The sequence below is a fragment of the Ochrobactrum sp. SFR4 genome, from assembly GCF_019730395.1.
Classification (GTDB): domain Bacteria; phylum Pseudomonadota; class Alphaproteobacteria; order Rhizobiales; family Rhizobiaceae; genus Pseudochrobactrum.
Window position 1 is genome coordinate 15449 of record NZ_JAAPBB010000006.1, and the last position, 17901, is coordinate 33349.

The 17901-nt window shown below is 52.2% G+C and carries 11 protein-coding genes; 5 read left to right on the forward strand and 6 right to left on the reverse strand.

What is annotated here, in order from left to right:
* Positions 1-127: 127 nt before the first annotated feature.
* A complete protein-coding gene (locus HBA93_RS09170; protein WP_221723076.1) occupies positions 128-1144 on the forward strand; it encodes a hypothetical protein in 1017 nt (338 codons plus the stop codon).
* Here the strand turns inward: HBA93_RS09170 and HBA93_RS09175 are convergent, their stop codons facing one another.
* Together HBA93_RS09175 and HBA93_RS09180 are read right to left on the reverse strand one after the other, a co-directional pair.
* Positions 1145-2779 (reverse strand): cisplatin damage response ATP-dependent DNA ligase, encoded by a 1635-nt coding sequence (locus HBA93_RS09175; RefSeq protein WP_221723077.1) that lies wholly within the window; start codon positions 2777-2779, stop codon positions 1145-1147. It abuts the gene before it with no gap.
* A complete protein-coding gene (locus HBA93_RS09180; protein WP_221723078.1) occupies positions 2776-3792 on the reverse strand; it encodes a ligase-associated DNA damage response exonuclease in 1017 nt (338 codons plus the stop codon). The genes HBA93_RS09175 and HBA93_RS09180 overlap by 4 nt, the downstream gene beginning before the upstream one ends.
* 192 nt (positions 3793-3984) lie before the next feature.
* Between HBA93_RS09180 and HBA93_RS09185 the strand changes: the two genes are divergently transcribed.
* The 3 genes from HBA93_RS09185 (at position 3985) to pdeM (ending at position 8294) form a co-directional block, all read left to right on the forward strand.
* Positions 3985-4953, forward strand: coding sequence for a methyltransferase (locus tag HBA93_RS09185; RefSeq protein ID WP_221723079.1), 969 nt, complete (start codon positions 3985-3987; stop codon positions 4951-4953).
* Positions 4954-5058: 105 nt separating this feature from the next.
* Complete coding sequence (locus HBA93_RS09190) at positions 5059-7587, forward strand: ligase-associated DNA damage response DEXH box helicase (RefSeq protein WP_221723080.1); 2529 nt, start codon at positions 5059-5061, stop codon at positions 7585-7587.
* Positions 7584-8294 (forward strand): ligase-associated DNA damage response endonuclease PdeM, encoded by a 711-nt coding sequence (gene pdeM / locus HBA93_RS09195; RefSeq protein ID WP_221723081.1) that lies wholly within the window; start codon positions 7584-7586, stop codon positions 8292-8294. The genes HBA93_RS09190 and pdeM overlap by 4 nt, the downstream gene beginning before the upstream one ends.
* A gap of 105 nt (positions 8295-8399) precedes the next feature.
* Here pdeM and HBA93_RS09200 read toward each other — a convergent pair whose 3' ends face one another.
* The 4 genes from HBA93_RS09200 to HBA93_RS09215 form a co-directional block, all read right to left on the reverse strand.
* Positions 8400-9254 (reverse strand): TIGR02186 family protein, encoded by an 855-nt coding sequence (locus tag HBA93_RS09200; protein WP_121993711.1) that lies wholly within the window; start codon positions 9252-9254, stop codon positions 8400-8402.
* A 1-nt stretch (position 9255) separates the two neighbouring features.
* On the reverse strand, positions 9256-10176 hold the full coding sequence (locus HBA93_RS09205; RefSeq protein WP_022711093.1) for a sulfite exporter TauE/SafE family protein: 921 nt from the start codon (positions 10174-10176) through the stop codon (positions 9256-9258).
* Positions 10177-10662: 486 nt separating this feature from the next.
* A complete protein-coding gene (locus HBA93_RS09210; protein WP_221723082.1) occupies positions 10663-14136 on the reverse strand; it encodes a peptidoglycan-binding protein in 3474 nt (1157 codons plus the stop codon).
* 413 nt (positions 14137-14549) lie between these two features.
* A complete protein-coding gene (locus tag HBA93_RS09215; protein ID WP_221723083.1) occupies positions 14550-15296 on the reverse strand; it encodes an outer membrane protein in 747 nt (248 codons plus the stop codon).
* An 811-nt stretch (positions 15297-16107) separates the two neighbouring features.
* Between HBA93_RS09215 and HBA93_RS09220 the strand changes: the two genes are divergently transcribed.
* Positions 16108-17901 (forward strand): acyl-CoA dehydrogenase C-terminal domain-containing protein, encoded by a 1794-nt coding sequence (locus HBA93_RS09220; RefSeq protein WP_221723084.1) that lies wholly within the window; start codon positions 16108-16110, stop codon positions 17899-17901.

The following is a 17901-nucleotide window of genomic DNA, read 5'->3' on the forward strand; positions in this document are numbered from 1 at the left end:
AATCTTTTTATATCCCTGTGATAGTTAGGATTTCATAAGACTTAAAAATAAGTTAATGCGTTGATCTGCTTATTCGTGCATCAATAAGAGCATCCGCGTATAAAGCCGGTAGTAGGAAGGGACAATTTTGCAGGGCATCGAAAGTGCAATACGCAACGCTTTGACCAAAGCGGATTCGTCTGATCCGGCTGTGCGTCAGCGGATTTATGAATCCGTCTGGAGCGCACATGAACGCGCAATGGCTGCGAATGCCCAGCTTTCAGATCCGCAACGTGCTGAGCGGCGTGAGAAGCTGAAAGCTGCAATTTCCCATATCGAACAGGAAATGCGCGCGAATGCGAACCGTGTTTCTGATGAGGAAATGCTTGCACCTGCGCCGCAATATGATGGCGGATTGGGTGTTCCTGAACTGGATCATAGTGATGTACGCTCTCAGGGCAAAGGTTCCCGTAAGCATAAAAACAAAGCGGAATCCGAGCCTGATCTGGGTTATGAACAGGGGCTCAGTCAGCCTGCAAAGCCGAAAAAACGCAAAAAATCCCGCATTTTCTCTTTGGCGCTGCCCGTAGCATTTTTGGTAACGGCCGGCTTTATCGGCTGGTCGCTCTATAATAGTTTTGTCACCATCGGGCCGGTAGGAAATGCGCCGCTTGCGCAATCCGGCAATGCCGGTCCTGTGATGCAGGGTAATGAGGCCGACAGTAAAGACTGGGTGACAATTTTCACCCCTGCGCAACCGGATCGCATTTCTGTTCAGGGAAAAGCGACTGCTGAAATCGGCGGCTCCGGCAATGCCCGTTATGTCCGTATTAAATCGCCGACTGCAGCCGATACGGCCAGCTTTGATATTGGCCAGGGTGTGCTGGATCAGCTTGAAGGCAAACAGGCGACATTTGAAGTCATGGTGCGCAGTGACGACGGCGGAACCGTGCAAATGTCTGTCAGTTGCGATCTGGGCTCTCTGGGTGATTGCGGACGTAAGCGTTATGATGTGACAGACCAGCAAAGCAGTTTACTGTTTGATCTTCCGGTTCCCGAAGTGTCATCGGCAAACAGTTCCGGCCGTCTTGTTCTGACCAGTGATATTAACGGCACAGGCAAAAGCATCGATATTTATACAATCCGGGTTAAAACCGTAGAATAATCAATTTGCCGGAGTATCATCCGGCAAAAGCTGCATCAGATTTTGTATAATATCGGCCTGTGCCGGCGGCTTATCCCAGCGCAGTCTGGAAATGCGCGGAAAGCGCATAGCCAGTCCTGATTTATGGCGTGTGGAGCGGTTCAGCCCTTCAAAGGCGACTTCCACAACAAGCCCGTGCTGCCGGTCTGCCCTGACAGCCCGTACAGGCCCGAAGCGCTGAATTGTGTTCTCCCGTACAAATCGGTCGAGCTGTTTCATTTCCTCATCGGAAAAGCCGGAATAGGCTTTGCCGACGGGGAGCAGTTGTGCCTGTTCACTGTCATCAGACCAGACCGCAAATGTAAAATCCGAATAATAGCTTGAACGCTTGCCGTGACCGCGCTGGGCGTAAATGAGAACCGCGTCGATAATATAGGGATCGCGTTTCCATTTGAACCACGGGCCTTTTGGTCGTCCTGCACTGTAAACGCTGTCCGTACGTTTGAGCATCAGGCCTTCAATCACGGCGTGTGGCGGGTGGTTGCGCAGGTGCCGCAGTTCGGCAAATGTCTGAAAGTTAAGCAGTGGCGAAAGATCAAAATAAGACGGATCAAGCTCTTTGATGAAGGTTTCCAGATGCTGCCTTCTTTGCGCAAAAGGCAGATTGCGCAAATCTGATCCGGTGAGACGGTTGCCGCGATGCAGCAGATCATAAACGCGGATGAAGGCAGGATAATCCTGCAATTGACGGGCAGAGACAGTTTTACGGTTCAGCCTTTGCTGCAAAGCATTGAAAGAGGCTGGTTCTGTTTTGCCGTCTGCATGGCGGATCAGCAATTCTCCGTCAATTGCACCCTCAAAACGGATGGCTGAGACAATATCGGGAAAGGCGTGGGTAATGTCATCACCGCTGCGGGAATAAAGCTTTTTGACCCCGTTTTCACTGACGGCCTGTACGCGGATACCATCCCATTTCCATTCTGCCGCAAAATCCTCCGGCGTGAGTTTCTCTGTTTCAGTCTCATCCAGTGGCGTCGCCAGCATGACGGGACGAAACGGTGCCGGATTATTATTTTCCGGCTTGCTGCTCCTGCCGTCGAGCCAGTTGAACAGGCTGACATAGGGCGGGGTCAGCCCGTGCCACAATTCCTCAATCTCGCTGAGTTCAACCTGACCGAAATCCGCAAGTGCCTGCTTTGCCAGCCGCGCGGAAACGCCGATCCGTAAGCCGCCGGTGACGAGTTTCAAAAGAGCGTATCGCTCAGAGACATCAAGCGCATCCAGCAAAGTCTCAACCAGTTGCGGCGCGGCATTGCGCGATGTTTGCTGGAGTGTTGTGATAACAGTGCCGAGGGACAAGTCATTGACCGGCTGCACATTATCGGCAGCAGGCCAGATCAGAGAAATCGTCTCCGCAAGATCGCCGACATAATCATAGGAATAGGCAAATAATTCGCTGTCGACGCGTGTCATGGTCAGTGCGCGCAACAGTGCGGGTTTTACACTGTTTAGCTCAAGTGTACCTGCTAGCGCGGCCAGTGCATAGCCGCGGTCAGGGTCAGTCTGTGTGCGGAAATAATTGGCCAGCAATAGCAGTTTTTCATTGCGTCGAGGCGTGAGCACCAGCCTGTCGAGCAATGCGGCAAAGGCTTTCATATGTCTGCCTCATCTTCATAGCCGACGAGATGCAACGGTTTCGCCGGGATGGTGTTGAGAGTGCACCAGCGTACCAGAGCTTCCTCGCGTCCGTGTGTCACCCAAACCTGCGAAGGAGAGAGTTCCGTGATTGTATCGGTCAGCTCATCCCAGTCGCAATGGTCGGAAAGGATCAGTGGCAATTCAATTCCGGATTGTTTGGCTCTCTGGCGGATACGCATCCAGCCGGAGGCATAACAGCTGACAGGATCAGGAAACCGTCTTGACCAGCGGTCAGCCATTGCAGCGGGCGGGGCAATAATCAGGCTGCCCGCGAAATCTGCTTTTTGATGTGCTGTTTCTGAAGTTGCAGGACGCAGCTCTCCGAGGGCAATACCCTGAGATTGATAATATTGGCAAAGCTTCTCCAAGGCGCCATGCAGATAGATGGGGGCATCATAACCGGCCTGACGCAGCAGGCTGATGACCCGCTGTGCCTTGCCAAGCGCATAGGCGCCGACAATATGGCTGCGCTCGGGCAAAAGCTGTAAGGATTGCAGCAGCTTGGCAATTTCATCGCTTGGTTGCGGATGCCGGAAAACCGGCAGACCGAAAGTGGCTTCGGTAATGAAGACATCGCAGGCCACGGGTTCAAAGGGTGTGCAGGTTTTGTCCGAAACACGTTTATAATCGCCGGAGGCGACAATTCTGGTTCCTTGATATTCCACTGCAATCTGTGCGGAACCTAATACATGGCCCGCCGGATAAAAGGTGACCGTAACACCGTTGATACTGAGCGGTTTTCCGTAATCAGCGATCTGACTGGTGCGCGCATAATGCTCGCCAAACCGGATGCGCATAATATCCAGCGTCTGGCTTGTAGCCAGCACATGATTGTTGCCTGCACGGGCATGATCGGCATGGCCATGGGTAATCAGCGCGCGGTCAACCGGACGCACCGGATCGATATAGAAATCACCGGCCGGACAATAGAGCCCCTCAGGGGCAGGGTGCAGCAGTTCTTCAGGACGCATGGAAATAACATAGACCGGACGCAGCGTTAAACAAGACCATAGCGGTGCGGATCAATGCGACCGTATGTTTGTAGTGAACATTATATTTGAACCCGCTTTGGCTGTGTGAAATCCGTTCGGGTTGCAAAAAAATATCTTGTCAAATGCCCCGCATCACTGCATATCGCGTGCTCTGCAACAAATGCGGTAAGAATGGCGCGGGCATTTTTCTCTTCCGGTGATCTGATAGCGGATCGCCGTGCTCATTATGCGGTCATGATGTCTGAGGCGGGAGACCATTCCGCAGCAGCCGACCTGATGCGCCAGTCGCTTGATTATCTGACATCCCAATTCCGGCAATGGCCTGCGGGCCTGTTTATGCTCAGCGAAATGCATGAAAATGCGGGCGAAACAGATGAAGCTGTGGCTCTCTGGCGACAGCTGCTGAAGCTTGATCCTGAAGACCGTTTTGGCGCGGGACTGAAGTTGGCACAATGCGGTCTTGGTGAAACGCCTGATGCGGCACCGCCTGCCTATATTGAGGCACTGTTTGATGCCTATGCGCCGGATTTCGAGGAATCTCTGGTCGATAAACTGCAATATTGCGGGCCGCAAAAACTGGCGGGACTGATTGCCAGACATTTTCCGGAACGCAGCTACCAGCATGTGCTGGATCTGGGCTGCGGCACCGGTCTGATGGGAGAGGAAATTCATCAGCGCAGCGGTTTGCTGAGCGGTGCGGATCTCTCAGAAGCCATGCTGAAAAAGGCGGATGAGAAGCAGATTTATACAAGGCTGATTAAGGCAGATGTAAACCAGTGCCGTAAGGCGGATCTGGTCGATGAGGATCTGCCGCAGCCGGATATGATCCTTGCTGCCGATGTGTTTATCTATATCGGCCAGCTGGAGCGCGCTTTCGCTCTGGCCGCGGAATGTTTGCGGAGAGGAGGGGTGTTTGCCTTCTCGGTGGAAACACATGACCGGTCTGAAGCGCAGAGTTCAGACGGTTCATGTGATGATATGATTTTGCAGCCATCTTTACGTTTTACCCATTCTGCCCGCTATATCGAAAATTTATTACAAGTCAGTCGTTTTGAATTGCTGAATTATCAGCGCATTGCTCTGCGCCTTGATCGCGGAGAATATCTCGATGGCTATGTCTTTATTGCCCAAAAATGCTGAGCCGGTACGGTTTCTGCTTTCTGTTGTCTGAACAGAGATCAATCCGTGACGCTTTAAGTACAAACGGGACTTCACACCTGTCGGGATGCACCTTACATTCACCCTGTGAAACCAATATCCGCTGCCGATAAATCTTCCGGTCAAGATGTTCTGCCCGCTGTCTTTGTACAGTGGTTTGCGGATAAAGGCTGGCAGCTGCGCCAACACCAGCGTGAATTGCTGGAGCGCAGTCTGGCGGGGCAGTCCACATTGCTGATTGCACCCACCGGAGCCGGTAAAACGCTGGCCGGTTTTTTGCCTGCACTGACTGATCTGACATTGCGTGCACAGAGCGGTGCGCGTAATCAGCCGCGCCGTTCCGGTATTCACACACTTTATATCTCGCCGCTCAAAGCGCTGGCTGTTGATATTGAACGCAATCTGGCGAAGCCAGTTGCGGAAATGGCGCTGCCGGTAACTATTGAAACCCGCACAGGGGACACACCTGCCCATAAAAGGCAGCGGCAGAAACTAGCGCCGCCGGATATATTGCTCACCACACCGGAGCAACTGGCTCTGTTACTGGCGGGTAAAGATGCGGCAGATTTCTTCGCGGATTTGCGTTTTGTAATTTTTGATGAGTTGCATGCGCTGGTCACTTCAAAACGGGGGCAGTTGCTGGCACTGGGGCTGGCACGGCTGCGCAATCTTGCACTACAGATGCAGACAATCGGCCTGTCGGCAACAGTGGCAGAGCCGGATGATCTGCGTCGCTGGCTGGTTACGCAGGGTGATACTCCTGCACTGGCCGGACTGGTTACTGTGCAGGGCGGAGCAAAGCCGGAGATCAGCATATTACAATCCGGTGAGCGGATACCATGGGCCGGTCACAGTGCCGGCTATGCACTCGGCGATGTCTATGAATTGATCCGGCAATTCCGCACGACATTGATTTTCGTGAATACCAGATCGCAGGCAGAGCGGATTTTTCAGGAGCTCTGGCGTATCAATGAGCTGACCTTACCGATCGGCCTGCATCACGGTTCGCTGGATGCCACACAGCGTCGTCGTGTGGAGGAGGCAATGTCCCGCAATGCTCTGCGCGCAGTTGTGGCAACCTCGACTCTTGATCTTGGGATTGACTGGGGTGATGTCGATCTGGTTATCCATATTGGTGCGCCGAAAGGTGCCAGCAGACTGGCACAGCGTATAGGGCGCTCCAATCACCGTATGGATGAGCCAAGCCGCGCAGTTCTGGTGCCTGCAAACCGTTTTGAAGTGCTGGAATGCAATGCGGCGCTGGTTGCCAATGTAGAAGGGGTGCAGGATACACCGCCTCTGGCTGACGGGGCTCTGGATGTGCTGGCGCAGCATATACTCGGCATGGCCTGTGCTGAACCGTTTCATGCGGATATGCTTTACGCAGAAATATGTTCTGCAGCGCCCTATCAGCATTTATCCCGCCATCAGTTTGACCGTGTGCTGGATTTTGTGGCAACCGGTGGTTATGCGCTGCGTGTCTATGAGCGGTTTGCAAAAATCCGCCCGATGCCGGACGGGCGCTGGCGTGTCAGCAATGGTAAAGTTGCCCAGCAATATCGCCTCAATATCGGTACGATTGTTGAAGCGCCGGAACTGAATATCCGCATGATCCGTAAGGGGCGCAAACTTGCAGGAAGCGCCGCCAGCCCCATGCGCGGAGGGCGGATATTAGGGCGTATCGAAGAGTATTTTCTCGAAACGCTGACACAGGGCGATACGTTCTTTTTTGCAGGCCGGACCGTGCGTTTTGAAGGTATCCGCGACAATGAATGTCTGGTGTCGCAGGCCTCCGGCGAGGATGCGAAAGTGCCGGTCTATGCGGGCGGTAAATTTCCGCTCTCAACTTATCTGGCCTCGGAAGTCCGTGCGATGCTGGCGGATGACAAAAGCTGGCAGCAATTGCCGGATCAGGTGCGTGACTGGCTGCAATTGCAGCGTGACCGCTCCGTGCTGCCGGCACATAATGAATTGCTGGTCGAGACTTTTCCACGCCAGAACCGGTTTTATATGGTGTGCTATCCGTTTGAAGGCAGGCTGGCGCATCAGACATTGGGGATGTTGCTGACGCGGCGGCTGGATCGGGCAGGTGCACGGCCGCTGGGATTTGTGGCAACGGATTATTCGCTGGGGCTGTGGGCGGCACGTGATCTGAATGCGATGATGGAAGGTGGTGAATTATCGCTGGATACATTGTTCGATCAGGATATGCTCGGCGATGATCTGGAGGCATGGCTGGATGAAAGCTATCTGCTGAAACGTACTTTCCGCAATTGTGCGCTGATTTCCGGCATGATTGAACGGCGTCATCCGGGTAAGGAAAAGACCGGCAGACAGCTGACGATTTCCACGGATCTGATCTATGATGTGTTGCGCAGCCACGAACCGGATCATATTTTACTGCAAGCCACACGGGCAGAGGCCGCAGCGGGGCTGCTGGACATTGCCCGTCTCGGAACAATGTTGCAGCGTGTGCGCGATCACATTGTTCATCGTAACCTGCCGCATATTTCGCCTTTGGCATTGCCTGTGATGCTGGAAATCGGCAAAGAACGGGTTGCCGGAACAGATGATGATTTGCTGGAAGATATGACCCGTGAGGCACTGGAAAATTGACAAGTGTAATTAAGCAGGCGCATCAGGGCGGCGCGGATATTCTCATCAATGATACGCTGTGCCATCTCGATCCGCGCGGGGTATTATACCTGCCGTCATACCGGACGCTGGTGGTGTCTGATCTGCATCTGGAAAAAGGGTCATTCTTTGCTAGGCGCGGTATGATGCTGCCGCCTTATGATACGCTGGCCACATTAGCGCTGCTCAAGACCATCATTGATGATTATCAGCCATCTTGTGTCATCAGTCTCGGAGACAGTTTTCACGATTGTCATGGCGCATCGCGGCTGGCAGATGAGGCATCCGGTTTGCTTCGCCAGATGATGAAAAGCCGCCAATGGCTATGGATTGAGGGTAATCATGATCCGGTACATCCGGCGGGGCTTGAAGGGGAGAGCATGGCGCAATTCAGGCTTGGCGGTCTGATCTTCAGGCACGAGCCGCTTGCGGGAGATAATCCCGGTGAGGTGGCTGGTCATTTGCACCCCGCAGCAAAGATTATACGGCAGGGGCGCAGTGTACGGCGTTCTTGTTTTGTCAATAATGGGCGCCGCCTGATCATGCCGGCATTTGGTACCTATACGGGTAGCCTTAACGTGCTGGATAAGGCATTCCGCGGCCTGTTTGATGTGAGTGGTTTTGACGTGCATTTGCGCAGTGAAGCGCGGATATTCACTGTACATCCGCGTTTTTTACGACCTGACTAATTAGAGCGGTTTACGTCCAGATTGGATCATAGCGCTCGCTCTAAATTCTTTATTTGGTCGCATTATCACTGCCGTCAAGTTGATCCAACTTGACTGTGAAATGCTCTAGTCTTTACGGAACAGCAATTGTCCGAGCCAGCCTGTGAGGCCGGCGAGAAAAACAGCAAACAGACCATAGGCAAGACTATATTGATGCGCTGCCTCAAAAATTTGCTGCTCCAGACCGGCTTTGACAATATTGAGATGGGTATTAGCTTCCCCGATGAATACGCCATGGCGGAACAGCAAAGCGCGGGCTTTGTGCCGCCCGACTGGCACATTGGTTGACAGAGCAAGAGTTGCACGGAACAAGGTCTGTGAAACGAATTCGACCGAGCCGACTTTCTGGCTGTAAAGCCCCTGACGGGATTTCAGGTCGCGCAGCTCCTGCCCGAAGCGCATGGCATTCGGATCAGCGAGCGTGCCATATTCAGGGTTCAGCGCGAAGTAATTCACGCCAAGCGAGAGCTGGCGATAGGTTTTCTCATCGGTAATATCCTGCAGCGGTCGCGTGGATGCCAGAGAATAGGAAAGCGGCACAGATGTGAATGTTTCGGAATCCGCATTGACCCAGACGCCGAGATAACGTGATTTTTCACGAACGACGAGATTACGCTGCGGGCCTTCCAGCACCACGATAATATCGTAGCGTCCTTGCCTGCGGATCAGCGGATCGGCATTATCCAGCGCACCGAAAATTGTCAGATTGGTGCCGCTGAAATTGGAGGCAATGGCAATCGTTTCTGTCGAAAGACCGATCTCGATTGTTTCCGGCAATTGCTGCGGGTCTTGCAGATTGGTGACCGCAGCCATTTCCTGTCCGCGCTCTTTTATCCGTGTCGCGGCATTACCGCTCTGGAGCGGTACCAGTGCGGAGAGCAAAACGGTTGCCAGTAAGCTTTTGCGGATAATCTGTTTCATCTTACTCATCCGCAAAGCCGATGGAGAAAAGATTATCCGGCTGAATGAACAGGCCGAAAGCCAGTCGCAGAGCAACGGCAAGAACCAGCAATGCCAGCAGCATACGCAATTGCTCGCCGCGCAATTTGCGTCCGGCTCTTGCGCCGTATTGTGCGCCGATCACACCGCCGACCATCAGCAAAAAGGCCAGTACAATATCAACCGTATGGTTATTGGTCGCCTGCATGACCGTTGTAAAAGCAGTTACAAAAGTGATCTGAAACAGCGATGTGCCAACAACCACATTGGTCGGAACGCGCAGCAGATAAATCAGCGCCGGAACCATGATGAAACCGCCGCCGACACCCATAACGGATGAGAGCAGGCCGATACAAAAGCCGATAGCCAGTACCGGAATAATACTGACATAGATCATCGAGGCACGGAAACGCGCCTTGAACGGCATGCGGTGAATCCAGTTATGTTGCCCCGAGCGGCGGACATCCGGTGCTTTGCCGTCTTTGTTACGGCGCAGGGTGCGCCAGCTTTCAACGGCCATCAGACCACCGACAGAGCCGAGAAAGACCACATAAAGCAGGGAGATAATCAGATCGAGCTGACCGAGATCACGCAATAGCGAAAATATGTAAATACCGACCAGAGAACCGACAAGACCGCCGATCACCAGCAATATGCCCAGTTTGAAATCCAGTGTCCGGCGTTTGAAATGCGTAAGTGCGCCGGAAACGGAGGAGGCGATAACCTGATTGGCACCGGTGGCAACAGCAATAGCGGGCGGAATATTATAGAAGATCAGCAGAGGGGTAATCAGAAATCCGCCGCCAACGCCGAACAGACCTGACAAAAAGCCGACAGCCGCCCCCATGCCGAGAAGAACCAGCATGTTGACTGAAATTTCTGCTATTGGCAGATAAATACCCACGACCCACTACCATTACTATGACACTGCCGGAGATTGAAATCTGTATCCCTTTATCCGGTGTACAGCTAAGTTCCCCGCAGAGTTCTCCCGAAAATAATACCCGGCCTATCGTCAGACTTTGCAGCTTTTCGATGGCGGCGGGCGGTTATTCTTCGTGACCTGACAGAATTCTGAGTTTAGCCGCCATTTGCGGCGTTAAACCTGAAAATACCATATGCTGATGTCGTTTTTTGCGTGCTTCTTGTATGCAACACACTCATCGTCGCAAAAAACTGTTAATTTTCTGCGCCTTTGGCCGCGCCAAGTCAAACCATCACTGTGCATAAGATGATGCGAAACCGTCAGCCTGAATAGCCGTCGGAGATTGTGTGTGACAGGTGTTGCAGTTAGGCCGCAATTTTATGCGTTCCCGCCATAAAAATACCCCTCTGTCAGTACGGCAAAGGGGTATGATTTCTTGTTATTGCTGATTGTTGCCGGTGCAAATCAGCTGTTTTTGGCAAGCAGTGCTTCAACCAGTTTCTGATCCACTTCGCCGGTCGGCTTCATGCCATTGGCTTTCTGAAAAGCGGAAATCGCTTCTCTGGTTTTATTGCCCATAACACCGTCTGCCGTGCCTGCATCATAACCGTTTTTCTGCAGGATCAGCTGAATATTACGGACGGCTTTTTTCATGTCGACGGAAGCTGTGGTGACAGCTTTGTCATCAGCCCAGGCATCCGGAATGCTGACCGAGTTGGCATCCTCAATCATGTCCTTCGGCTTCCAGAGCTTGGTCAGGTTGATTGCCCGCTCCAGTTGTTCAGGCTTGAGGGATTTTGCAATCTGATCGCGCTTGTCAGCTGCATCCGTATCACCGGCATTGGCAGCCAATGCGAACCATTTATAGCTTTCTTCCAGATTTTGCGTGCGACCCAAACCCTTAGCGGTCAGAATACCCAGATTATACTGGCTGTCTTTTACGCCGAGTTCTGCAGCGCGGAAGAACCATTTAGCAGCATTGTCATGGTCTGCCTTGCCGTCCGGTCCCATGGCATAGAGCACAGCAAGATTGTGCATGGCACTGGCGTTGCCCTGTGCAGCGGACTGTTCATAGAGTTGTGTTGCCTTGGCAGCATCACGCGGCATGCCAAGACCTTTTTCGTTGAAATTGGCAAGGCGGTATTGTGCAGGTGCAAAACCACGCTCCGCAGACAGCGCATACCATTTGGCAGCTTCCGCAAAATCGCTGGCAACACCGCGGCCGTCTGTATAGCGCATGCCGATTTCATAAAGAGCACGGGCATCGCCGCTTTCGGCGGCATTGCGCAGTGCAATCGGGCCGGCTTCTTTCGGCACAGCAGGGGCTGCGGTCAGTTTCGCCGTTGCAGCAGCTTCGCTCTTTTGCGGCAGGCTTTGTGTTGTCATCTGATCCGGTATTGCTGTTTCAGCCTGAGCCGTATCAACGGGCGTGCCGTTTGCAGGCAGTTCCGGCAGCGGTTGTATATCCGGCGCGGATGCTACCGGAGGATTGATGACAACAGGTTTGATCACGGCCTGTGTGCTGCCGGTCATAGGTCTGGCAGAGAGAGGCTCTGTCGGAAATTCGCGCGAGCCAAGCGGTTGCGCCTCTGTGCCGTCATAGACCGGACCATGGTTCAGGCTGGTAATCTGTAGTGTTGATGCAGTCTGTTCTTCCGATTGAGCCGGATTATCAAGTGTGGTGATTGTCGGCAAAGCAGGCTTCTTGTCTTCAATCACAGCCGGAGCGGTATTGACCGGTGCCGGCTGCACACTGGCCAGATCCGGTGACTGCGGAACAACGCTGTCCTGTTTTTCTGTCAGATAGATGTTGCCAAGCTGTAAGCCGGTGACAGCGATGATAATTGCACCGATGGCCAGCAGAAGCGGCTTACGCAGGGAGCGCTTTGGCTTGTCTGCAGCAGTCGTGCGGTCTTCATCCGATGTGATATCGCCAGCCAGAGTGCTATCGCTCAGGTTCTGATCGCGCAGGCGTCCGGTTTCATCTGCTGCAGCCTGTGCCGCACGCCGTGCCGCGCTGATGAGATCAGATTTGCCGGCTGCAGGATTATGATCCGGCCCGCGGCCACGCTGTTCATCGCGCACGCGGCGGATAATAGCGTTGAGGTCCGGCATTGCCGCAAGGGTCTGGTCGGTGCTTTCTTCTTCGGATTTGACCGGCATGCGGTTTGCAGCAGACGGAGTATCCAGTGTCAGCAAATCCGTGTCTTCAATCTGAAACGCATCGGCTGCAGCTGCAGCAGGTCCATTGGGCTTGGAGCGGCGCACAGCCTGAGCGAGGCCGCTCAGCAGTGATTTGCGGGTTGTGCCAGTTGTTTCAGCTTCTGTGTCTGCAGCCATTTTTCCCGGCACAGGATTGGCAGCAGATTTGACAGCAGCGCGTGCGGCTTCAATAGCGGCAGCAGCCGGTGAAGGCACAGCGGAAAATGCTGTGTTGCGCGGAGAGTTACCTGCGGCTTGCTCCGGATCATTGCCCCATTCAGGAATAGAAAACTGGCTGGTAAAACGTGTTGCATTATTCTGTTCGCGCGACTGGCCTGCAGAACGCGAAGGCTGGGCAAAAGGCGGTTTCTGCAGATTGTCTTTTTCAATCTGTCCTAACCGCTCGGCGATTTTCAGTAATGTATCATGAACCTTGTTAAAGGTGCGGTTGTTACGCTCATCCGTATCACGGGTCAGCTGTTCCAGCGCCTTAAGATCGTCCGCCAGCTGACGGGCAAAATCTGTGTCGCGGGAGGAACCCTTGTCCACAACCTGACGAATAGCTTCTTCTGCGGCTTCACGGGCAGCGCTCAGAACTGTGTCGCGGTTAATGTCGATGGCGCGTTCAATCACATCAAGACGTGGCTTGATCTCTGCCAGTTCAGGCAGCAGGCTTTCCGGCTTGCTGAGTTGTTCTGTGATAAAGCCCAGCTGCTTTTCGAGATTGCGCATCAGTTGCTGATCGGCGGCCGGTGCTGCCGGCACAGCCTGCAATGCAGCAGTTTGTTCCGATACCTGGCGGGTAATAAGATCGAGGCGGCTTTCCAGCGCCTGAATAAACCGGTCATCATTCAGCGCGGTTTTATGGGCACTGTTGCGATATTGTTCATCCAGATGACTGGTCAGATCGGCAAAACGGCGGTCGAGTTCTTCAAAAACAGCGTTTTCCTGCTCAGGCTGCTGGCGATGATAGCTGGTCGCAAGAATTGCGCGGCTGATTTCATCCAGACGTTCGTCCAGTTGACGAAGGGAGTGGCTCTGATTGTCCGGCAGCTGTTCAATAGCATGGCGCAGATCATCAAGGCGTGTCGTGATCGCATCCAGAGCCGGATCAATATGTGCCGACTGACTGGCATGGAATTTCTCAGTCTGCTGCTGTTCAAAATTGTCAAAGCGCTCATCCAGCGCATCCCAGCGATGGCTCATACGGCGCAGGGATTCTTCACGCGCCAGAGTCTCAACAGTCCGCTTCAGCTCCTCGAAGTCACGGCGCATAACTGCATCGGTATTCGGGCTGTTATTGGCTGACAGAGTGCTGGTGCCGGCGATGAAGCGGTCAGCAGCGGAAAGGCGTGCCGGATTATGCCGGGTGCCAGTCTCTGACGGTTGCAGTTTTTCGCTGATGGCTGCTGCCTGTCTCAGTTCTGTACGGGCGCGCAAACGCTGTAATTCGTCGGCAATGGCAGCCAGAGCTTCCTTGTGCGGATTGTCCGCTGACACAGGTGCCGTTTGTGTGTGTGATGCGGCGACCGGATCAGTACGAAGAAATTCAAGGGCATCAGGTGATGCCGTTTCATCGGCAGCCTGTGTGTGGCGGGGATAATTTTCCGTTTCCTGTCGCCCGGCGAGATGATTTTCAAGAGCGGATAAAGTGCGGTTCAATTCCTCAAGCGATGCCAGCGGACGGCGCTCACGGCGCATATTCAGATTATCGAGAGGAGACCGCTGATTTGTCATCGCCGTTTACACTTTTCAAACTGTGCGCCTTAAAGGAGCTGGTCAGGTTGTCCGTTTGTTTTCGTCTGCAGGTCTTGCCGACGGGTAAAAGCAAGGTCATTGTTGAGGTGGTGCTCAGCACCACACGAAACACAGATTTTGCCTCAGACACAGTTTTGTCGAAACGTGGTAAATAAGCCGTTAACTTTGATGATAATTCTTAACTTTATGTTTGGCTGAAAATGAATGCGCTCAGATCCACCTGCCGTATCGGTTTTGTTCAGCATCTCCTGAAAGACGGCAGACAAGCTTTGAAATAATTGCCTTTTTAAGGATGTGCTGATTTAAAAAATGCAATCTCTGTTCAATAAAAAAGCCCTGCCTCATCGAGGCAGGGCTTTTAGTTCTGTTTGTGATCGTTAACGATCAGCAGATTAGAACTTGTAGTTTACGCCGATGCGTACTTCGCTCAGATTGGTTTTGAAGCGACGTTCGTTGAACTGATTTTTGTACGGATCTGAAAGAGTAATGCTCTTCTTACCGTAGTTGGAATACAGATATTCAGCTTTCAGTGTCCAGTTGTCTGTGACAGCATATTCAACACCGGCACCTACAACGTAACCAACACGGGTTTTCGAAGCATTATCTTCGAACTTGCCACCGTTTACTTTGCCGCCGCAACCATTTGTTGCTGATACTCGGGCAACATCACAGCCAAGAGAATGCTTGGTTTCTGCGAAAGCAATACCGCCGGTTACGTATGGCAGGAAGCGGTCAGCGGCATAACCGAGACGAGCACGAACTGTACCATGTGTGCCGATTTTATCTTCGCCATAGTAAGAGTTGTACTGGTTGGTGTCGCGACCATCCCAGGACTTCTTGATTTTGCCGAAAGAAATGTCAGCTTCTGCACCGAGAACAACATTGTTATCGAACTGCCAGTTATAACCGGCCTGCAGACCACCAAAACCGCCTTTTGGCTTTACTTTGTCAGCCTGCGGGTTGTTGATGTCGTGCATAGATGCCCAGCCGTAACCGGCATGTGCACCGAGGTAACCACCGGTCCAGCTGAATGCGGAATATTCAACCGGTGCTGGTTCCGGAGCAGAAACGATAGCGTCTGCGGCGAAAGCCTGACCTGACAATACAGTCATGGCGAGAAGGGCTACGATTTTTTTCATATCTAAAGTCCGTTCGTTAAAGAATTTGAACTGACCTTATCTGTAAAAAAATTAATGAACACCCTAAAATTATAGTTTAGAAATGACTAACGACTATTTGCCAAGTTGCTGAAATAACTGGTTTTTCTATAATGTTGGCCGCATGTATAAATTTAAAATGAATTAATTGATTAAAATTCATAATGTTAAATTATTTTAGCTTAAAGTAATTTAATATTTATTGAATGTATTTTAGCCTTTCTTGATATATTTCTTGATGGTTATTACAGTTGCTTGTGTTGCAAAAATGTATCTGTTTTTCTGTGTGAATTCTAAAATTATTTTCTGAAAAATATAGTTTTTATACAAAAAGGCTTGGTTTTGAAGAATCGAGCAGCCTTTTCGGGGTTCTTAAACGGTATTCCTGTGCCTGAAACATCTGATTGATAGAGCTGCGACAGAAAGTTTGGATTTAAATTTTCAAAAACAGATTTTTGACGTTTACGCAAACGTCAAAATTTATTAGGCTGATATCCGAGGGTGCTGTAATAATTTTACTGCTTCATAAAAATGACGGTTTTCACGCAAGAGTGCATACTGTCAGGTGGATCCCGTGATAGGCTGTTAAAGAATTCATGGGAAAGCGAACAGACGCTGCCGGAGAGGAGTCCGGTTGTGTTTGGGCAGAAAGAGAACGGCACCACAGAGCCAGGCTATCCTGTGTTCTGAATGTTTGAATGACAACGCGCGGGAGAGGTAGCGTCTTAACGAACACCTCCGCCCGCATTCCGGCAGAACAATTATCTGCCGACGTCAAACTTGGAGGAAGTGCATGCCAGTCTATCGCGCGCCGGTTCAGGATACGCAGTTTATTCTGAATGATGTTTTGGGCGTCCAGTCCCGTAATGATCTGCCGTCCTATGCGGAAATGAGCGCAGACACGATCGAAGCCATTTTGCAGGAAGGCGCAAAGCTTGCCGAGCAGACCCTGTTCCCTGTCAATTACAGCGGCGACCGTGAAGGCTGCAAGCGTTTACCGGATGCTTCCGTTAAGGTGCCGCAGGGTTTTAAAGAGGCCTATGATCAATATTGTGCCGGTGGCTGGGTAGGGCTGGCCGCACCGGAAGAGTTCGGCGGTCAGGGACTTCCATATCTGCTTCATGCAGCTGTGGGTGAATATATGTCCTCTGCCAATATGGCACTGATGATGTATCCGGGTCTGACGCAGGGCGCGATTGCCGCGATTATCACCCATGGTACTGACGAGCAAAAGCAGGCTTATCTGCCTAAGATGATTGAAGGTCGCTGGTCAGGCACCATGAACCTCACCGAACCGCATTGCGGTACGGATTTAGGTTTGCTGCGCACTAAGGCTGTGCCGCAGGCGAATGGCTCCTACAAGATTTCCGGTTCGAAGATTTTCATCTCCGCCGGTGAACATGGCATGACCGAAAATATTATCCATCTGGTGCTGGCGCGTATTGAAGGCGCACCGGAAGGTAATAAAGGCATTTCGCTGTTTATTGTGCCGAAGTTCAATCTTGATGCCAATGGTGAAGCGGGCACACGCAACGGCGTGACTTGCGGCTCCATTGAAGAAAAAATGGGCATTCACGGCAACTCAACTTGCGTGATGAATTATGATGACGCGACGGGCTTCCTGATCGGCGGTGAAAACAAAGGCCTGCGTGCCATGTTCACCATGATGAATGAAGCGCGTCTTGGCGTGGCATTGCAGGGTCTGTCGATTGCCGAAACTGCCTATCAGAATGCTGCTGACTATGCCCGTGATCGTTTGCAGGGACGGGCGCTGACCGGTGCGAAATATCCGGACAAAAAAGCCGATCCGATCATCGTGCATCCGGATATCCGCCGTACATTAATGACCATTCGCGCTTTTAATGAAGCTGGCCGTGCGCTGTTGCTGTCCACTGCTTTGCAGTCTGACATTGCGCATTATAGTAGTGATGAAGCTACCCGCGAATTAGCCGATGATCATGTCGGCCTGTTGACGCCGGTGCTGAAAGGTGTGCTGACCGATAAGGGCTTTGACCATGCGGTCATGGCGCAGCAGGTCTTTGGCGGTCATGGCTATATTGAAGAAAACGGCATGAGCCAGTATGTGCGCGACGCCCGTATCACCATGATCTATGAGGGTGCCAATGGTATTCAGGCACTGGATCTGGTGGGACGCAAACTGCCTGCCAATGGCGGCCATGCATTGATGGCCTATTTCAAAGAAATCGGCGATTTCTGTGAAGAAAACCGCGCAGATGAGGCGCTGTCTTTTTACACAAAACATTTGAAAAAAGGCCTGAATGATCTGCAGGGCGCATCCATGTGGCTGATGCAAAATGCGATGGCCAACCCTGATAATGCCGGTGCTGCTTCAACAGATTATATGCATCTCTTTGGTCTGGTTGCTTTTGGTCATATGTGGGCAAAAATGGCGAAAGCTGCACAGGAAAAACTGAATGCCGGTACCGGTGACAAAGCCTATTTTGAAGCTAAACTTGTCACAGCCCGTTTCTATATGGAGCGTATTATGCCGGAAACGCAATTGCGTCTGGCACGCATTCAGACCGGTGCCGTTACGATGATGACACTGCCGGAAGATGCTTTTTAA

What these genes read in the sequence shown, in the direction of transcription:
- HBA93_RS09180 (WP_221723078.1), bottom strand. Translation starts at nt 3,792, where the DNA reads ATGCGTCCTGAAGAACTGCTGCACCCTGCCCCTGAGGGGCTCTATTGT.
- HBA93_RS09220 (WP_221723084.1), top strand. Translation starts at nt 16,108, where the DNA reads ATGCCAGTCTATCGCGCGCCGGTTCAGGATACGCAGTTTATTCTGAAT.
- HBA93_RS09175 (WP_221723077.1), bottom strand. Translation starts at nt 2,779, where the DNA reads ATGAAAGCCTTTGCCGCATTGCTCGACAGGCTGGTGCTCACGCCTCGA.
- HBA93_RS09210 (WP_221723082.1), bottom strand. Translation starts at nt 14,136, where the DNA reads ATGACAAATCAGCGGTCTCCTCTCGATAATCTGAATATGCGCCGTGAG.
- HBA93_RS09185 (WP_221723079.1), top strand. Translation starts at nt 3,985, where the DNA reads ATGGCGCGGGCATTTTTCTCTTCCGGTGATCTGATAGCGGATCGCCGT.
- HBA93_RS09215 (WP_221723083.1), bottom strand. Translation starts at nt 15,296, where the DNA reads ATGAAAAAAATCGTAGCCCTTCTCGCCATGACTGTATTGTCAGGTCAG.
- HBA93_RS09200 (WP_121993711.1), bottom strand. Translation starts at nt 9,254, where the DNA reads ATGAAACAGATTATCCGCAAAAGCTTACTGGCAACCGTTTTGCTCTCC.